This window comes from Pseudohalioglobus lutimaris (genome assembly GCF_002866825.1).
Classification (GTDB): domain Bacteria; phylum Pseudomonadota; class Gammaproteobacteria; order Pseudomonadales; family Halieaceae; genus Halioglobus; species Halioglobus lutimaris.
In genome coordinates, this window is the sequence record NZ_PKUS01000001.1 from 126,020 (window position 1) to 143,183 (window position 17,164).

13 protein-coding genes are annotated in these 17,164 nt (G+C 56.2%); 4 read left to right on the plus strand and 9 right to left on the minus strand.

The genetic code is table 11. The features are described 5' to 3' along the window. The first annotated feature begins 164 nt into the window (after positions 1 to 164). Together C0039_RS00495 and C0039_RS00500 are read left to right on the plus strand one after the other, a co-directional pair. Positions 165 to 2,594, plus strand: coding sequence for a TonB-dependent receptor (locus C0039_RS00495; RefSeq protein ID WP_101516959.1), 2,430 nt, complete (start codon positions 165 to 167; stop codon positions 2,592 to 2,594). A 72-nt stretch (positions 2,595 to 2,666) separates the two neighbouring features. Further along, the gene (locus tag C0039_RS00500) at positions 2,667 to 4,661 is read left to right on the plus strand and encodes a tetratricopeptide repeat-containing sulfotransferase family protein (protein WP_101516960.1); all 1,995 of its coding nucleotides are present in this window, start codon (positions 2,667 to 2,669) and stop codon (positions 4,659 to 4,661) included. 142 nt (positions 4,662 to 4,803) lie between these two features. Here the strand turns inward: C0039_RS00500 and C0039_RS00505 are convergent, their stop codons facing one another. From C0039_RS00505 to C0039_RS00515, 3 genes are read right to left on the minus strand one after another with little or no spacing between them, the layout of a single operon-like run. Next, positions 4,804 to 5,838: a hypothetical protein gene (locus C0039_RS00505; protein WP_101516961.1), complete on the minus strand. Its 1,035-nt coding sequence runs from the start codon at positions 5,836 to 5,838 to the stop codon at positions 4,804 to 4,806. A 32-nt stretch (positions 5,839 to 5,870) separates the two neighbouring features. Then, positions 5,871 to 6,230 carry a cupin domain-containing protein gene (locus C0039_RS00510; RefSeq protein ID WP_075999512.1) on the minus strand — a complete coding sequence of 120 codons (360 nt, stop codon included), beginning with the start codon at positions 6,228 to 6,230 and terminating at the stop codon, positions 5,871 to 5,873. Between the two features lie 58 nt (positions 6,231 to 6,288). Then, on the minus strand, positions 6,289 to 6,687 hold the full coding sequence (locus C0039_RS00515) for a VOC family protein (protein WP_101516962.1): 399 nt from the start codon (positions 6,685 to 6,687) through the stop codon (positions 6,289 to 6,291). A 94-nt stretch (positions 6,688 to 6,781) separates the two neighbouring features. Between C0039_RS00515 and C0039_RS00520 the strand changes: the two genes are divergently transcribed. Next, entirely contained in the window at positions 6,782 to 7,579 is a 798-nt protein-coding gene (locus C0039_RS00520) for a GNAT family N-acetyltransferase (RefSeq protein ID WP_101516963.1), read from the plus strand. 159 nt (positions 7,580 to 7,738) lie between these two features. Here the strand turns inward: C0039_RS00520 and C0039_RS00525 are convergent, their stop codons facing one another. Both C0039_RS00525 and C0039_RS00530 read right to left on the minus strand, forming a co-directional pair. Then, the gene (locus C0039_RS00525) at positions 7,739 to 8,974 is read right to left on the minus strand and encodes a spinster family MFS transporter (RefSeq protein ID WP_279304896.1); all 1,236 of its coding nucleotides are present in this window, start codon (positions 8,972 to 8,974) and stop codon (positions 7,739 to 7,741) included. A gap of 190 nt (positions 8,975 to 9,164) precedes the next feature. Further along, a complete protein-coding gene (locus C0039_RS00530; RefSeq protein WP_101516965.1) occupies positions 9,165 to 10,367 on the minus strand; it encodes a hypothetical protein in 1,203 nt (400 codons plus the stop codon). A gap of 173 nt (positions 10,368 to 10,540) precedes the next feature. On the opposite strand from C0039_RS00530, the gene C0039_RS00535 reads away from it, so the two are divergent. After that, positions 10,541 to 12,733, plus strand: coding sequence for a TonB-dependent receptor plug domain-containing protein (locus C0039_RS00535; RefSeq protein WP_207796340.1), 2,193 nt, complete (start codon positions 10,541 to 10,543; stop codon positions 12,731 to 12,733). Between the two features lie 3 nt (positions 12,734 to 12,736). Here the strand turns inward: C0039_RS00535 and C0039_RS00540 are convergent, their stop codons facing one another. The 4 genes from C0039_RS00540 to rluF all read right to left on the minus strand — a co-directional run bounded on the left by C0039_RS00540 (position 12,737) and on the right by rluF (position 16,690). Then, on the minus strand, positions 12,737 to 13,738 hold the full coding sequence (locus tag C0039_RS00540) for a FecR domain-containing protein (protein ID WP_101516967.1): 1,002 nt from the start codon (positions 13,736 to 13,738) through the stop codon (positions 12,737 to 12,739). 2 nt (positions 13,739 to 13,740) lie between these two features. Further along, positions 13,741 to 14,364 carry an RNA polymerase sigma factor gene (locus C0039_RS00545; RefSeq protein WP_101516968.1) on the minus strand — a complete coding sequence of 208 codons (624 nt, stop codon included), beginning with the start codon at positions 14,362 to 14,364 and terminating at the stop codon, positions 13,741 to 13,743. Positions 14,365 to 14,480: 116 nt separating this feature from the next. Continuing rightward, complete coding sequence (locus C0039_RS00550; protein WP_101516969.1) at positions 14,481 to 15,722, minus strand: BaiN/RdsA family NAD(P)/FAD-dependent oxidoreductase; 1,242 nt, start codon at positions 15,720 to 15,722, stop codon at positions 14,481 to 14,483. Between the two features lie 17 nt (positions 15,723 to 15,739). Further along, complete coding sequence (gene rluF / locus C0039_RS00555) at positions 15,740 to 16,690, minus strand: 23S rRNA pseudouridine(2604) synthase RluF (protein ID WP_101516970.1); 951 nt, start codon at positions 16,688 to 16,690, stop codon at positions 15,740 to 15,742. Positions 16,691 to 17,164: the final 474 nt, after the last annotated feature.

A 17,164-nucleotide genomic window follows, 5' to 3' on the forward strand; every position in this document is an offset into this window, starting at 1 on the left:
TAAAATACCCCAAAATGACGCGATATTCAGATAAATACGGCCTTATTACCATCCAACTTGAGATTGAACGTACAGAAGCGTTACCCTATTTATTTGTACCGTAATAATTTCTGCTCAAATAATAAAAGCCTGAAAAGAGCGCCCACTTCAAATTCGGAAACTCCATGTTTAAAAAGAATGCTATGTGCGGGGCCATCCTCGCTGCTTCATCTGTAACGAACATCGCTCACGCTCAACTGGAAGAAGTAATCGTTACCGCCACGAAAAAGTCCGCCAGCACTCAGGATATCCCTATCGCGATCACTGCACTCGGGCAAGACTCCCTTGAGCAACTGGGCATCAAGGACTTCTCTGATTATCTTATCCACTTACCGGGCGTCACGGCCGGTGGTGGCGGCCCTGGCGTCAACACTATTTACATCCGGGGTGTCGCCTCCACCACACCGAACACGACCACTTCCGGCGTCGCCGGACTTGCACCCAACGTTGCCTTCTACCTGGACGAGCAGCCCCTCACGCAACCCGGACGAAACCTGGACGTATATGCCGCCGACCTCAACCGTGTTGAAGTTCTCAAAGGCCCGCAGGGCACTCTGTTCGGCGCCAGTTCACAGGCCGGTACGGTACGCCTTATTACCAACAAGCCGGACCCCAGCGGCTTCGCTGGAAACGTCAAAGTAGGCGCGGCATATACAAAGGAAGGTGACCCCAGCTACAACCTGGAAGGCATGGTCAACGTCCCCATTTCAGACAACTTCACCCTGCGCGCTGTTGGCTACACCGATAAGCAGGGAGGCTATATCGACAACGTGGCTGGCACCCTGACCACGCGGGAGAGCGCCCGCTTCCAGCCCGGTGGATTTCAGGGTAGCGAGGACTTCTCCAATGTTAGTTTCCTGAGCGCTGAGAACGGCCGGGAAACCAAGGAAAACTTCAACGAGGCAAGCTACACCGGCGCGCGCCTGAGCGGGCTCTGGGACATCAACGATGATTGGAGCCTGTTGGTCGGCGCCGCAAAGCAGAACATCGATACTGATGGCGTCTTCTTCCAGGACCCGGAACTCGACGACCTGGAAATCGCCCGCTACGAGCGAGATGAGCTCGACGACGATTTCGAAAACTACAACTGGACCGTGAACGGGCGCCTGGGGACACTGGACGTGATCTACACAGGTGCGTACACGGAGCGTGAAGCCCAGTCCAATATCGACTACACCGATTACCTCTTCGTCGGCCAGTACATTCCCTACTATATCTGCGACGCCTCGGTTTCATATCCCGGTGACGCAGGACCCGGTGGCACCTGCCAGGCACCCAACCTGTTTGTAAAGAGTGCTGTGGATACGGAAGTGCAAACCCACGAATTCCGGATTTCTACCGACCAGAGCGGTCGCGTTCGCGCCATCGTTGGCGCCTTCTACAGCGATATGGAAATACTTGAGGACAACCAGTTCACCTATCCTGGGTCGACCCAGGTGGTCGCCTTTGATGGTGAAAGCATTGGCTTCGGCCCCAACTTCTCCGCCGAAGGCGCGACGGTCCAGGATAGAGGCCAGTGGGATCCGGGTGTTATCTTCCGTAACGATGTGAAGCGCACTGATGAACAAAAGGGTGTTTTTGGTGAGCTTAATTTCGATCTGACCGATCAATTCACCGCCACCCTGGGCGCGCGCTGGTACGACATCGAAGTTGACCTGCTGGGCAGCGCGTCGGGCTCCTTTGGCAACCTGGGCGCAGACGAAGACAACAACGCAGGCAACAACCTCGACGAAATTTTCAGTGGCGAGAATGACAAAGCCGAAACTGATGGCGTGATTGGTAAAGTCAGTCTCACCTGGACACCTACTGCGGACAGCCTCTACTACGTTACCTGGTCGGAAGGCTATCGCCCCGGCTTCCTCAACCGTCCAGGCGGTTCGGTATCGCAAGATGGCAGTTACACCGTGCCCTTTGCAATGGATACCGACAATGTTACCAACTACGAGCTGGGTTGGAAGCTTGATCTTCTCGACGCCTCGCTGCGCTTCAACGGGGACATCTTCTTCGTGGAGATCGAGGACATGCAGATTGGTATCTTCGACCCCAGCATTACCAACCTGTTTTTCTCCGACAACGCTGCGGATGCAGAGGTTACCGGGATAGAGGGTGACATCACCTGGGCACCGCGTTCTGTGCCCGGCCTAATTCTGTCCGGCGGATTCTCCATCCTCGACACAGAAATCACCGAAAGCTTCGTCTCCAGCTTCGTTAAGGAGGGCGACGAACTGGCGTTTGCGCCAGAGCTGCAGGCCACGCTCAATGCCAGGTATGAATGGGACCTCTCCGGCGGCAACCTGGGTCACGTGATGTCTTATGTCAGCTACTCGGATGAGGTCAACACCGATATCGTGGCGGACAATAGCATCACGCTGGACAGTTGGTACCTGTGGGGCGCCAGCGCCGGTGTTAGCGCGGCTGACTGGACCGCCGAGCTGTACGCGGAGAACCTGACCGATGAAAGAGCGGAGATCTCGGGCAACGCCATATTCAACAGAGCCAGAGTGACCGTGACCAGACCCCGTACGCTGGGGCTGCGCTTCACTTACGACTTCTGATGGGCTACTCGCCACACCCGTGTCCCGGCGTTAAACTGCCGGGACATTCTTTATTCTGCCCCAGGGTTTCCCATGACGGCCACCTCGGCTGATCCCCAGCCTGCCGATATCCAGAAGAAAATTGCGTCCGGCGACTTTACCGCCGCCCTGCAGGATATCAACGCACTACTCGCAACTAACCCGGACGACGCCGAAGCGCTCTATATGGCGGCAGTATGCTACCGCTACACAGCGCAATACGATCAGGCACAGGCATGCCTGAGCAGGCTCATGCCTCTGCCGCATGACAGGGGACGGGGGTATCAGGAGCAGGGTCACCTGCATATGGCTCAAAAACGCCCGGAGCAGGCGCTGGCGGCGTTCGCCAACGCCACCCAGTTGAACCCGGTTTTGCTGGCGAGCTGGCGCAATCAGCAGCAGATACTAATGGCGATGAACCGGCCGGCTGCTGCGCAGCAAGCGCTCGCCCAGGTGCAACGCCTGCAGGCTTTACCCAAAGCGCTGGTCGCGGTGACGGACCTGATGTCTCAAGGCAAGCTGTTAAAGGCTGACACGCTATGCCGCAGGTTCCTGCAGGCCAACCCGACTCACGTGGAGGGAATGCGGCTGCTGGCTGAGTTGGCTGTACAGTTCGGCGCCCTGGAAGACGCTGAGTACCTGCTGGAGAGCGCGGCGGACTTCGCCCCTGACAACACTCAGGTAAAGGTGGATCTGGTCGGTGTGCTGCGCAAGCGGCATAAGTTCACGCAGGCCCTGGAGGCGGCGGCAACGCTCTACCGGAGACAGCCAGAAAACCCCCAGCTGATGTCCTTGTACGCTATCGAAAAAATGCAAATGGGAGACTATGAGGGCGCGCTGGATTTGTTCGACCTGGTACTGGAACGGCTGCCGGGCGATGCAATCACCCTGACATCGCGCGGCCACGCCATGAAAACCTGCGGCCAGCAACGCGAGGCCATTGCAAGCTATCGGGCAGCGATTGCCAGCAACCACTGGTACGGCGAGGCCTACTACGCGCTTTCCAACCTGAAAACCTACCGCTTCACCGAAGATGAAGTCGCGGCGATGCTGGCCCTGGAACAACGCGAGGAACTGGCCCCGGCAAGCCAGGTACACCTGGCATTCGCACTCGGCAAGGCGCTCGAGGATCAGCACGATTACGCCCGTTCATTTGCCTTCTATGCACGGGGAAACCGCCTGCAGCGTCAGCAGAGTAACTATGATCCCGACAAGATGTCGGAAGAGCTCAAGGCACAGCGCTCGTATTTCACTCGTGCGCTTCTCGACAGCCGGGCGCACGCTGGCTGTTTGGCGCCGGACCCAATCTTCATCGTCGGCTTACCCAGAGCCGGATCAACTTTACTGGAGCAAATACTGTCTTCGCATAGCAAGGTCGAGGGCACGATGGAACTCCCCAACATCCTTTCAACGGCGCAGAAACTTCGGCGTCAGGGCATGAACAATAGCGGCAGGCCCTACCCGGAACTACTGCAGGACCTCAACGACGAGGAACTCCTCTCACTGGGCCAGCAGTATATTGATGAAACGAGCATCCACCGGCAAGTAGCACCGTTCTTCATCGATAAAATGCCTAACAACTTCCGTCATATCGGACTTATCAAACTCATATTGCCCAACGCAAGGATCATTGATGCGCGCAGGCACCCCATGGCCTGCTGTTTTAGTGGGTTCAAGCAACTGTTCGCAGAAGGGCAGGAGTTCAGCTATGACCTTGTCGATTTTGGCCGGTACTACAACGACTATGTTGAACTTATGAGCCATTGGGATGAGGTTGCACCTGATGCCGTGCTGCGCGTGCACTACGAAAACGTGGTGACAGACCTGGAAGGGCAGGTGAGACGAATTCTCGAGTATTGCGGACTACCGTTTGAGCAGGCCTGTCTCGACTTCCACAACACAGAGCGTGCTGTACGCACAGCGAGCTCGGAACAGGTTCGGCAGCCCATATACCAAAGCGGTATCGAGCAATGGATGAACTTCAGACCGTTCCTGGGCAAACTCGAAGAGACACTCAAGCCCTCCCTCGACCAGTATCCTGCCGGCTGACCTGACAAACCCCCGCCTGCGTTTTCAGGTCTTGTCACCCAACAGGTCGTGGGAGAGAGAACGACCACGGCTCCGGAGTTCGAGCCCTTCCTCTGCGAATACAGATCACTACGAGACAGCGCGCCATCCTGGCCCGTTGGCGCTACCCTCGCCGGTTCTGCTGCTCAGCCAGTAAAGAGACCATGGAAGCGACGGCCTGTAAGTCAGTCTTCCCGACGGCCAGGCGGGGGCCAAGCTGTTCATGCAGCCATTCAATGGAACGCTGTGGAATCGCCAACAGATCCTCTTCATCACGGATGCCAATGTCATCATCTGCATCAGTTTCCTCAGCGAGAGAGAATCCCGCTCGTTCTTTAAAGCGCTCAATTTCCTCCTGCGTTAATACCACCAGCTTCTGATACAACGCACTGTTAAACCGCAAAGGTTCACCGCGCAGTTCCGTCAGCTTTCTCACCAGGGCGCGATCTCCCCTGGCCAGGACAGGATTAAACTTGCGGTAGGCATATAGCAACTGAATGGCCGGCAGCGAGAGCCCGGCATTGACCGGAGTCGAAACACTGCCCTGTGCGGCCTTTAGTCCCAGCTTATCCAGAAAGTGCGCGACCACGTCCCTTTGTGGGAAGCACGCGCTGTCATACTTGTAGGCATGAACATTTTCCTTGCCAAAGACGCTGTCCTGCAAATCTAGTGTATGGCAGTAGGCGAGCGGGAACTTATCCTCCAGCGTCGTGGCACCGTGCTTCAGTTTCTCCTGGAATGCACTTTCCATGCGCGCCTTGATTGGTCGGAAATATTGATGGAGCGTGATCTGGCTGAAAAAGGGCGATACGAAATCCCGCAGCGCCTGCAGCTCTGGCAGATTGAACGCACCGATCGCTTCGGCAGAAAGAATAGACAGCGGTGCGCTGCTCTGGCCCGCCTGCTCAGCCAGAACCGACCTGGCGCGCTTGCGCATATCGGCACTATCCGCGGCATCCAGCTGCCGGCTGCGAAAGGCAGGGAGCTCCGCAATATCGTGCTTGAAAGCCTGCAGCATCCACGGGGAGGCGTTTGGTTTACCCCTGTTCAGGTAAGCGACACCATCCATACGCTGCCAGTTATCGAACAGGTAGCGCTGGATCGCGGAAGAGCCGGTCTTATGGCTTCCCGCATGAACGATGAGTTGCTGCTTTTCCACTAACGACTATCCATGGCAAACGGCACGCGAATTCAGGGTTCCAGGTTCACATAATTTTCCTGCCTGAACCGCGGGGTACAGACACAAAGAAACACCAGGTCCTGTTCACCGATATTGGTGATGCACTGACTTTCGCCTGCAGCAATGGTCACAACATCCAGTTCACCCACCGTGAGCGTTTCACGCCCGCCAAGTGATACCTGCCCTTCACCGGTGAGAATCACGTAGCGCTCTGCGGTGCCATGCAGCGCGTGTAACTGTGTGGTTACGCCAGGCTCCACCCTGGCGCGGGCGATGGAACAACCCTCGTCCAGAGGCGAGTTGTGCAACTCCAGAATGTGACACTGTTCCGAGGTATGGAACTCCGCCTCCGGGCTATAACGGGAAATCATCGTTGTCTTCTCCTTGAGACTACGGCGTCTTAGTGCGCAGCAAATAATCAGCTACACACTACGAAGGGTTGGAACGGGCCACCACGGCATGATCGTAAGTGGTTATCTCGTGGCAGTTTCCGTCAGGGTCCACAAAGTACATTGACCACGCCAGGCTGTGGTCCGCCAGACGCACGTCCACAGCCTGTGCTTTCAAATGCTCCAGCCAGGCCAGGAACTCATCACCCGTTGCGCCGAATGCAACCGTAGAGGCCGGCCGGGGATCCGCCGACTCAAACAGTGCAAGGTGCACTGTTCCATCATCGTTCTTCAAAGTAAGGGGGCCGCCGTCTACCGCCCAAACGGCCAGGCCCTCATCGCGCGAGAACCCCAGCACACGCTGGTACCAGCTTTCGGACTCGGCCCAATCAGCAACATACACATGGACGTGGTCTATTCTGTTTACAGTCGGTGACATCGTGTACCCTCGCTGTGCTCACCCAGACATCAATGATAACCCACTGGCTGGCCTGATTAGCGGCTATAAAAATTTTTCCACAGGAACAGTAGTGATGAGCAATGAAAAACTCATAGATCGATTTCGCAAGGCTGAATTCCCCCCGGGGCTGACCAAGGATGTGGAACAATTTATTGCAGCTGCAACCGCCTTACGACCGCTCTATCCGCCCGCGCTGCTTTACCAGATCGATTTCGGGGAACGAACCCTGCTCCGTGAGTTGACCGCCCCCGAAGAACACGACAGCCACTGGTGGCAGACCGGGCTGCACATTGTCCGCAAGGGCATTGCAGAGCACCCGGCACTACAAGCGGAGTTCTCTGCGGTGCTGGAAAATCTGTACACACAGCTGACCTCGCGACTGGGGCCCTACACTGACGTCAGCCTGCGCGAGATCACAGAAGATACCGTAACCGGAATCTGCCTGCTGAGTGAAGTGGTTACTTACCCCCAGAATACATTTGTCGCACCCAACGCCTACTCGTTGGCGCAGGCGTTGTTTAATCACAAAGCCTGGTACCGGGCCGTTTACTCGGGCAAGGCGCCGGTGGGCTTCATCATGCTGGAAGCGGACGCGGAGAAGCCCGAGTACTACCTCTGGCGCTTCATGATCGCTCCGCAGTTTCAGCGCAGTGGATTCGGGGCACGGGCAATTGAATTACTGGTTGAACACGTGAAGCAGCAACCGAATGCGCGTGAGTTGCTGTTGAGCTATATAGACCACGAACAAGGACCAGCGGAATTTTACCGGCGCCTGGGTTTTGTTGAAACGGGCGAGATAGTGGAAGGCGAGGTGGTTATGCGGCTGAACCTGGAAGTCACATCGCCCGGATTATCGCCAAGCGAAAGCTAGCGGACATGCAACGGCTCAATGGGCCGGGGGCCCACTGTTCAAGTGGAACCCTGCTGATACCGCGCACCGGGCCAGCTCGGCAACCTGTTTTGGAACTCGCTGCAAATGCGCTGCGTTTCAGTGGCGAACAGTGAACTTATCAGCCCGGTCTGCAGTTGCTCACGCAGCAGAACTCGCCGTGACATACCTGGGCGCGGCTCGCAAGAACAGAACACCTCCCAGCAGCACCAGCGACAAACTGATCGCCATGGCATAGCGCAGACTGTCAACGCCGAAGCCAGGCTCCAACACATCACTCAGCACACCAATGACCAACGGCCCCAGGCCCATACCGACCAGATTAAACATAAACAGGAAAATTGCCGCCGCCTGTGCCCGCATGTTTCCCGGCGAGAGCGTCTGTATGGCGGCATAAGTCGGACCCAGCCAGAAGGCTGCCACCACGCCGCCAAGCAGGGTGAAGATAATGGCAACGGGCACCCTGTAGTCGCCCACCGTAAACTGCTGGGACTCCGGCCAGAGCAGAAAAGCCAGCATCAGCGGCGCGGTAGCAAAAGCGCCACCGGCAGGCAGCCACAGCTGCCAGCGTTTGTCACGCTTGCTCAACCGGTCACAAAGAATACCGCCGGTCACGGCGCCTATAATTCCGCTTAGCGCGCCGGCACCACCGAGCAACAACCCGGTTTCAACCAGGCTCAAACCGTGCGTACGTATCAGGAAACTAGGAGACCAGGTGCCAAGGCCGTAGGCTGCCAGTGCTGTGGTCGCGCCGGCAGTGGCGATCAGCGAAAATCCAGGCAAAGCCCAGATGTGCTTGATGTCAGCGAGCATACTGCTATTGTTCAACGGGCTTTCTCGGACGGGTTCCTTCACCGTAAAGGCAACCAGCAGCGCAACAATAACCCCGGGTATGCCGAAGAGAATAAATGCCATACGCCAACCGTACTGAGCAGCCACAACCGCTCCACCGAGCATTCCGATAAGAATACCAAACTGCGTCGCCGTAGCGTGAATACTCAGTGCGGTAGCGCGATTCTGCAGCGGGAAATAGTCCGCAATCAGGCTGTGCGATGGCGGTGTGCCGCCGGCCTCGCCAATACCGACGCCCACTCTGGCCAGGGCCAGTTGCCAGAAACTACCCGCCAGGCCACAAACCGCGGTCATAGCACTCCACAAGCCCACAGAAATAGCAATGACATTACGTCGTGACCAACGGTCTGCAAGGCGCGCCACGGGTACGCCCAGGCTGGCGTAGAAAAGGGCAAAAGCGAAACCACTGAGAAAACCCATGGCGGTATCACTGGCGCCAAACTCAAGCTTGATCGGCTCCAGCAGAATAGTCATCAATTGCCGGTCAACGAAGTTGAGTATGTAGGTAAGCCAGAGTAGAAACAGAACCTAAGCGCGATAATTGGGTGTGAACGCTGATGAAGTCATGGGCCTGAGCCTGTTGGCAACGGTGACGCATCAGCATAAACACGCCCACCTCTCAAGTCCACCATTCGGACCAACCCCGGGCACCTGAAAGTCGACCGCTCTAAACTTCCAGGTGCCCTCTTGTGACCAGATTTCACGTCACCACATGCTACTGACCGTCTTCATCATCCTCACAGAATTCGTTATGGAATTCACACAGGTCCTCCATTAACTCTTCCGGATCCTCGATCCCGCACGCATCATCAAACAGCACTTCGAGCGAAGGACCGGCGCATACCAGAGACTCCCGGCCTTCTTCATCGACCTCACCGTCTTCCAGGGAGACCGCCAGCACAAAGCCGGTGCCCGGGAGATAGTACTTGTACTCTGTGCTCTCGGGTTCCAGCGGTGCGAAGTCAAAGGTTTTCAAACAATTTCCCTGGCAAGGGTAGGCTTCATTCTCACCGCCCTCTTCTTCTGAAGGAGAAGCGCTCAAGTCCAGGTATTGCACAATGTCCTCAGCCTCGCCCAGGAAGTACTCCTGCCGGTGAATGTCGCCAGGCGATGGCATGGCCAGGGTCAACAGACCACCTTTGGCACGATCCAGACCTGACTCGAAAGAACCATCCAGGTCTCGCAGTACACCGTCCTCAAAATTCTGCGCAACTTCACCGCAATAGTAGACATTGCTGTTCTCATCCTGCGCAAACCAGTCATCGGTAACTTCAATAGGCGTGTAGTCCCACTCGCCTTCCTCGTCGTCATACTCCTCCTCGACTACGACATCGGCAACCACCCGGCAGGGTACACCCTGTATCTCCCTGATTTCCTCGGTCGCATACACCACCACAATCTCATCTTCAGCTGCCAGAACATGCGTATGCCCCGCCTGCAAAATCACATAGGGGTTATTCGGCCAGGTGTCACCAATATCGTCCGGATCCACAAACTTGATGCTCCCGTCAACCAGAGGGTCGTCGTAACGGTCTTCATTCAGTTCATCACATGCATCACGGCGCGCGGCTCTCTGCTCCTGACAGGTATCGCGAGCCTCGGCCACTTCCTCCTGCGCCGCAGAACGGCATGCCTTTCGAATTGCGTTATTGGATTCACTCTGACAGGCGGCAAGCGTGGCAGTGAGCTCTTCGCGGACCTCGGCCACGCAGGACCTCATCATTAACCTGGCACTGTTCTCGCAGCCGGTTGCTGCGTCGGCCAGGTTCAGTGGTATGAATGTGCTGATTGCTGCACTGAGAAGAGTTAATTTGAATTCAGGCTTGAACATAATGGCTTCCTCCGTGTTGTTCTCCTTTATAGAGCGCGCCTCATGGAAAAAGCTGTCGTCATTCGCGACGATTAAATTTACAGACATCACGACAGTTTTTCTGGCAGACGACCCTCTAAGCCAGTGACCCCCGTAAGGCTTATGTCTTTGACACCGCTATCCCAGGCTTCTACAGTCCGAAGATGAACTGCCGTGCACACTTAAGCTTATGGTGCCTGTTACTTGCCTCAACCGCCTGGGCCCAGGCTCATGAAATGTCGTTGCTCGACCTGATTGACAAAATCCAGTCGCGCCAACAACAGGTCGTGTATAGCTCTGCACTAGTAAGAGAGGACCAGATGGTGACGGTTGAGGACTTCAGCATTGAAAGCCTCGGCCAGGCGTTACAGGACCACGGACTGGGGGTCGAGGCGGTTGACGGCATCTGGGTGATTAGCCGGCTTGCAGACAAGCCAGTTGCGAAAACGGAAGAAGCGACGCCTCTGCTGGAAACAGTTATCGTAACCGGGAGCCTGCATCGCCTGCCCCATATCGGCGTTGGCAGCTCTGTAGTGCAGCTGTCGGCGGAGGAACTCGCCCTGGTACCGACGCTGGGCTCGGATGCGATGAGAGCGACACTGCGGCTGCCCGGCGTCTCGTCGTTGGGTGTATCTGCCAAACCCCGGATACGCGGCGGGCTGCAGGATGAGTTACTGGTTATGCAGGATGGGATAGAACTAATGGAGCCATTCCATCTGGCTGACTATCACAGCCCATACAGTTCCATCGACTACCACACCATTGAGTCTTTAAACGTCTACACGGGTGGTTTCCCCTCTCGCTACGGATACAGAATGAGCGGAGTCATGGACATCCGTAATCAATGGCATGAGGATGATTACAATACTGACATCGGTATCTCGTCTTTTTCCAACTTTATTCACACCCGGGGAGAGTTCGGCAAGGAGAGGCCGGCCAGTTGGTTGCTCTCGCTTCGCCAGGGCGACCTGACGGACCTTACCGACTACATCGAGACCCGCTCCGGCGACCCCCGGTATCGCGACTTTTCCGCCAGGGTCAATTTCGATATGAGCGACAGCCTGGAACTGACATCGGGCCTGGCCCTGGCGCAGGACGACATCAAGTTCGATGATGAAGAGGAACGAGCCACCTCGCTTATTGACACCTGGTACGCCTGGGTGGGCGGCTCCTGGGTTTTCAACTCCAGAACAGCATCTCGTTTTACCCTGTCGTGGCTGGATTTCGAAAGAGACAAAGACCAGGCAAGCTTCGAGATAGATGAGGAAGATCCGGGCAAGGGCGGCTTTCTGGATCATCGGCAGAAAGTTAACCGACTCGCCCTGCGCAATGACTGGTCGTTTAACGATGACAACAAATTCTGGGAGTTTGGCTGGCAGCTTGAGTACAACAAGGGAGACTACCGTCACCGGGCGTACATCGACAGGGGAGAATTGGCCGGGATACTGGGCACAGAAGAAGACGTCTCGCGAGACATTACATTAGATACCAGCGGCTGGTCCGGAGGCGGCTATGCACAAGTCGACTGGCAGATCAGCCAACGCCTCACCCTGCAGCCCAGCCTGCGCTGGGACGTACAGGACTACTACATAGAGCTGGGCACAGAACAACAGCTCTCCCCTCGCCTGGGCGTAAGCTACCAATGGAATGACGCTACTCAACTTCGCCTGAGCCTTGGGCGCTTTCACCAGCAGGAAGGCATACAGGAAATCCAGGTCATCGATGGCCTTACCACCTTCTTCAAACCACAGCATTCCGACCAGGTAGTGGCGGGAATAGAGTGGCGAAGCGAGAAACTGGAGCTGTCAGGCGAGCTCTATTACAAGCGCTACGAAGACCTTAAGGGACGCTTTGAGAACATCTTCAATCCTTTCGTGCTGTTGCCAGAAATGGAGCCTGACAGGGTTGGCCTGCTTCCTGACAGGGCGGTAGCGAAAGGGGCCGATATGGATTTAAAGGTTTCTCTCGCAGAAGCACTGAGCGCGTACTTTCGGTACAGCTTCATGGACGCCCGGGACCAGATTGACGGCAAGTGGGTCGATCGTCGCTGGTCACAGCAGCACACAATCAATACGGGAATCGTATGGCAGAAGGAAACCTTCAGTATTGCCCTGGGCGCGACCTGGCATTCCGGCTGGCGCTCAACCCTGATGCCCAGTTTCGTAGCGGAAGATGAAACCGTAGCGGTGAGTAGTGTTCTGAATAATACCGAGCTGGACGACTACTTTTCGCTGGACATCAATATCCGCAAACACTGGATCTTCCCACGCTGTAGAGTAGAAGTGTACGCCGATATCGTGAATCTGACCGACAGAAAAAACCAGGCGGGAATCGACTTTGATATTGAGGAAGTAGAAGGAGGTTATGACCTGAGTCCCGACGGCGAGACCTTGCTGGGTCGTGTTCCCTCCGTCGGTATCACATTGTCTTTTTGAGCCTCAGCGCCGCGATGAAACAAGCAGGGTGTCGCCCTGTCGCTGCGCTTTCAGGTCGGTCGCTTCCAACACCGTCAGTAGCGCCCGTTCCGGATCAAGGCCGGTTGCCGAGCCATGGAGTAAAACCCGGCGCGCATAGAGCTCGTCGGAGGCGCGACTGAATACCAGTTCGCCTCCAGTTTCGCTCACCGACCACTGCAAAAAATCGTATATGCTCTTTCCCTCGAGCTCAAAAGGCTCCACCAGCGCGTAAATCCACCGCCAGTTTTCGCCGGTTGCTGACACCTGTGTTGATTGCACCTCGCCCATATTGTTGACCCAGAGCCTGGCAGCAGAACCTCGCTGTGCTTCTATCTGGAATTCGCTGGCTCCTGTATCAACCAGGATGATTCCCTGGCGAACGGTGGCCACGGTACCCTCAGCACTCACCCTGACCGTGAATTGCGTGCCTATGTCCCTTACCGAACCCTGCGGTGTCGTTATGTTGAGCTGCGTCAGCCCGATTCGTTGAACTGCGTCGCTTGCGTACACCTGGCCAGACACAAGATGGACCGCAGAAGCATGCAGTGTTACGCGGCTGTTTATATCGATGCGTAAACTGTAGCCGCCGTAGTTGAGGCCAACGCGGCTGTCGCTGCCGGTTTCAATCAGGCTGCCAGTGGCGATATGCATACCTTTTTCCAGCTCCGTCGTTTTACCGTCCACCCCGGTCATTGCGGCGGAGCCTGACAGGCTACTCACCCTGACCATTGTCACAGGTTCCGGCGCTGGCGAATGCGGTATGAAGTTAAGCAGCAGCGCACAAAAGGCAACCGTGGCTGCCACCCCTGCGATCCATTTTCTCCTGCGCGATTGACGTGACTTCGCTGCTGCTTTCAGCTCCTGCCGGAAAACAGACTCCCAATTCTGTTTCAGCTCCTGCGGGAGCTTTTCACGCGGCCCGGCCAGTTTCAGTAGAAGCGAGATATCACTATCTTCCTCGTCTTTACGCTCTGATTCATTCATAGTTAAACCTGCAATGCTGTATGTAAGGCTTCACCACATACTTCCTTGAACGCGCGCCTGGCCCGCGCCAGCAAGGACTGCGTAGCCTCGTCACTGATCTGCATGAGCTCTGCGATTTCTATTGAGTTAAGCCCCTCTATGTACTTCATCTCCAATGCGCTGGCGTAGCGCTCGGGCAACTGATCCAGGGCAGTCTGGATCAGGCCTATCAACTCCAGGCGCCTGCTATCTGCCTCTGGCGTGCTGCCGCCTTCCACCTCGATAGACTCAACAACGGAGCGCAGAAGATCGTCATTCAGGAACGGAACCATCAGGTCTGAGTCCCGCGTGTCGCGGTGCAACTGCCGTGAAATTTCATGACGACATATCCTTATCAGCCATGTCAGCAGTGTCGCCTCACCTCTGTAGGTTTCCAGTCTGCGGGCGGCCTGGGCCAATACGACCTGGACCACGTCATCTACATCTGCTGGATTCCGCAAGCGATGATGAGCATAGCGATAAAGACGCGGAAAATACTCATCAACAAACTGTCGCAATGCGCGCTCATCGCCCGCCACTACACGCGCAGCCAAACGCCTGTCGCGCGAGAGCTGCATGAGGGCTGTATTGTCGGAAATGTCATCCATAGCATGAGTATAGAGGAACGTGCGCGCGTAAATCTGTCGCGGACACGCTGACTCCAGCCGTGCCGGGCGATCCCGGGATCAACCTGGCCAGGGAGGACACAGAAGAAACGGAAATGTCAGACGTTCATGCCGGCAACATATCCCGACGACCAGGCCCATTGGAAATTAAAGCCCCCCAGGTGACCGCTGACGTCGACGACCTCGCCGACGAAGAACAATCCGGGCTGATGGCGGGCCTCCATGGTTTTGGAGCTTAGGGCATCTGTACTGACGCCTCCCAGCGTTACCTCGGCTGTTCGGTAGCCTTCAGTCGCCGACGGTTTAACCCGCCAGCAATTCAGCAGCTCCCCTATCTGCACCAGGCGCTGGTCACTGAGCTCGGCCAGGGGCTTGTCAGCAAGCTCCGCCCACCACAACGCCTGCAATTCAAGTACCAGTGGCTTTGGCAACACCTGCTGTAAGCGGCTCCTCAGCAAAGCTCTACCGGCTTCCTGCTTTTCCTGTAGCAACCAGCTTGCGGCCTCCCGGTAGGGCAGGAGATTTATAACGAGCTCACCCCCGGGGTACCAGTAGTTGGATATCTGCAATGCCGCAGGACCGCTGATGCCGCGGTGGGTAAACAGGATGTTCTCGACAAAGGAGTGACTGTTGCAGGAAAGGTCAACCTCAAGCGCCAGGCCCGAGAGGCGCTCACAAACCGCCTTCAGTGAGTCACTGAACATGAAGGGCACCAGTCCGGCCCTGCGTTCCGTCAGTGGTATAGAAAACTGTCGGGCTATTTCGTAGCCGTAGTCGCTGCCACCCAGCGTGGGAATGGAAAGCGCCCCGGTTGCCACCACCAGGGAGTGGCAGCACAGCCGCCTCTTCCCGTCCTCCCGCAGAGTCAACTCATAACGAGCTGCATTCTGCGCAGAAGACGCTGCTGGCGGCAGAGCACCAATGGACTCAACGTTGCAGTGATCTTCGATAACAACACCCCCGGCAGCACATTCGGCAAGCAACATGTCCAGGATTTCCCGGGCAGAACCCACGCAAAATAGCTGGCTGTGCTTGCGCTCCTCATAATCAATCTCGTAACGCTCTACCAGGGAGATAAAGTCCCACTGTGAGTACTGCGTCAACGCTGATTTGCAAAAGTGTGGATTAGCCGAGATAAAATTGTCCGCGTCCACGAAGTGGTTGGTGAAGTTGCAACGGCCACCGCCCGACATCAGAATCTTTTTCCCGACCTTGTTCGACTTTTCCAGAACCAGCACAGAGAGACCCCGGCGAGCCGCTATCGCGGCACACATCAGCCCGGATGCGCCTGCCCCAAGCACGATGACATCAAAACGGTGTTGTGGAGACTGAGTTACCATTTATTCAACAACAGCAGCTACTTGCGTCCCCTGGAACCAGGAGATGACTTTTTCGATGAGGGTCTGCCCGGCTTTCGCGACGAATTCCGCTTGCCGGACGCACCGTCACTTCCCCGCCCAGGTTGCCCTGTGGGCCTGCGCGATTTCTTGCCTGGCTTCTTCACCTGAGAGGCTCGCGGGTTGGGCGCTGCTGGCCTGCGTTTCTTCTTCGCTGCACGCGGCTTGTCGCCGCCAGATTCACTTCTGGATTCGGCGATTGCGGCATTGATCTGTTCCATTTCCTGTCGAGTCAGGTTGCGCCACTGCCCGGGTTTCAACTTTCCCAATTCCACATTCATGATGCGCAGCCTGACCAACTGTTTGACCTCATAGCCGAGGTATTCACACATGCGGCGAATCTGCCGGTTAAGGCCCTGGGTCAGAGTAATCCTGAATGTTGACCTTCCCACAGCCCGGACCTTACAAGGTTTGGTCACCGTATCGAGTATGGGTACGCCACGAGACATCTTTTCAATAAATCCGGGCGCGATCGCCTTGTTTACTGCAACCAGGTACTCCTTCTCATGCGCATTCTCCGCACGCAGTATCTTGTTGACGATATCACCGTCACTGGTCAGCAGAATCAAGCCTTCAGATGGCTTGTCCAGCCTGCCTATGGGAAAGATGCGCTGGTCGTGATCAATCGCGTCGACAATATTGCCCTTGACACTTTGCTCGGTGGTGCAGGTAATGCCCACAGGCTTGTTATAGGCGATGTAGACGCGGTCTGCCTTGTTTTCAAAACTGCCCTGAATCTGCTGACCGCAAACTTCCACCACGTCACCGGCCTCTACTCGCGTGCCCAGCTCAGGGCGCCGGCCGTTAACCTTGACCTGGTTAGTGTCAATTAGCTTGTCTGCTTCGCGGCGCGAGCAGTAGCCTGAATCACTGATAAATTTATTGAGTCGAATCGACCGACTGGCGTTCATGGCGCGTGCATTCCAGAGTTGATGGTACCGCCAACAGGTTACGCTGATTCGACGGCAACTGGCAAAACAGGATTCACTGGCGACGGGGCGCCGCAGTATCGCCCGATCAGGCTGCGTTTACCATCGCTACGACGGGGCAGGCGTTGGAGGAAACAGAGCCAGACGAAAAAAATGCCTGAAACAACACCGCGTCGACCTGGTCCTGCTTGTCGATGACAATACGATAGACGCACAGACACGGGACGTGGCGCTACAGGAGCATTCGTTTTTGTGGGTATTGGCACCAATAAGCAATGAAAATACCAAAGCACTTTATTTTAGCGACGCGTCTGGTATAGTGCGCCCCGTTCCGGTGCACTTCGGTCTGCACCTTACATCAGCCCCGCAAACGGCGGGCGTTGATCACCTCAGGTATATCAGTCCTGGACCGAACCAAGCGCGCTCTCACATTGTTGTACCGCGTTCTGGTCAGGC

Coding starts and splice junctions, on each gene's coding strand:
- C0039_RS00495 (WP_101516959.1), top strand. CDS start 165: ATGTTTAAAAAGAATGCTATGTGCGGGGCCATCCTCGCTGCTTCATCT.
- C0039_RS00500 (WP_101516960.1), top strand. CDS start 2,667: ATGACGGCCACCTCGGCTGATCCCCAGCCTGCCGATATCCAGAAGAAA.
- C0039_RS00510 (WP_075999512.1), bottom strand. CDS start 6,230: ATGATTTCCCGTTATAGCCCGGAGGCGGAGTTCCATACCTCGGAACAG.
- C0039_RS00515 (WP_101516962.1), bottom strand. CDS start 6,687: ATGTCACCGACTGTAAACAGAATAGACCACGTCCATGTGTATGTTGCT.
- C0039_RS00520 (WP_101516963.1), top strand. CDS start 6,782: ATGAGCAATGAAAAACTCATAGATCGATTTCGCAAGGCTGAATTCCCC.
- C0039_RS00530 (WP_101516965.1), bottom strand. CDS start 10,367: ATGTCTGTAAATTTAATCGTCGCGAATGACGACAGCTTTTTCCATGAG.
- C0039_RS00540 (WP_101516967.1), bottom strand. CDS start 13,738: ATGAATGAATCAGAGCGTAAAGACGAGGAAGATAGTGATATCTCGCTT.
- C0039_RS00545 (WP_101516968.1), bottom strand. CDS start 14,364: ATGGATGACATTTCCGACAATACAGCCCTCATGCAGCTCTCGCGCGAC.
- C0039_RS00550 (WP_101516969.1), bottom strand. CDS start 15,722: ATGGTAACTCAGTCTCCACAACACCGTTTTGATGTCATCGTGCTTGGG.
- rluF (WP_101516970.1), bottom strand. CDS start 16,690: ATGAACGCCAGTCGGTCGATTCGACTCAATAAATTTATCAGTGATTCA.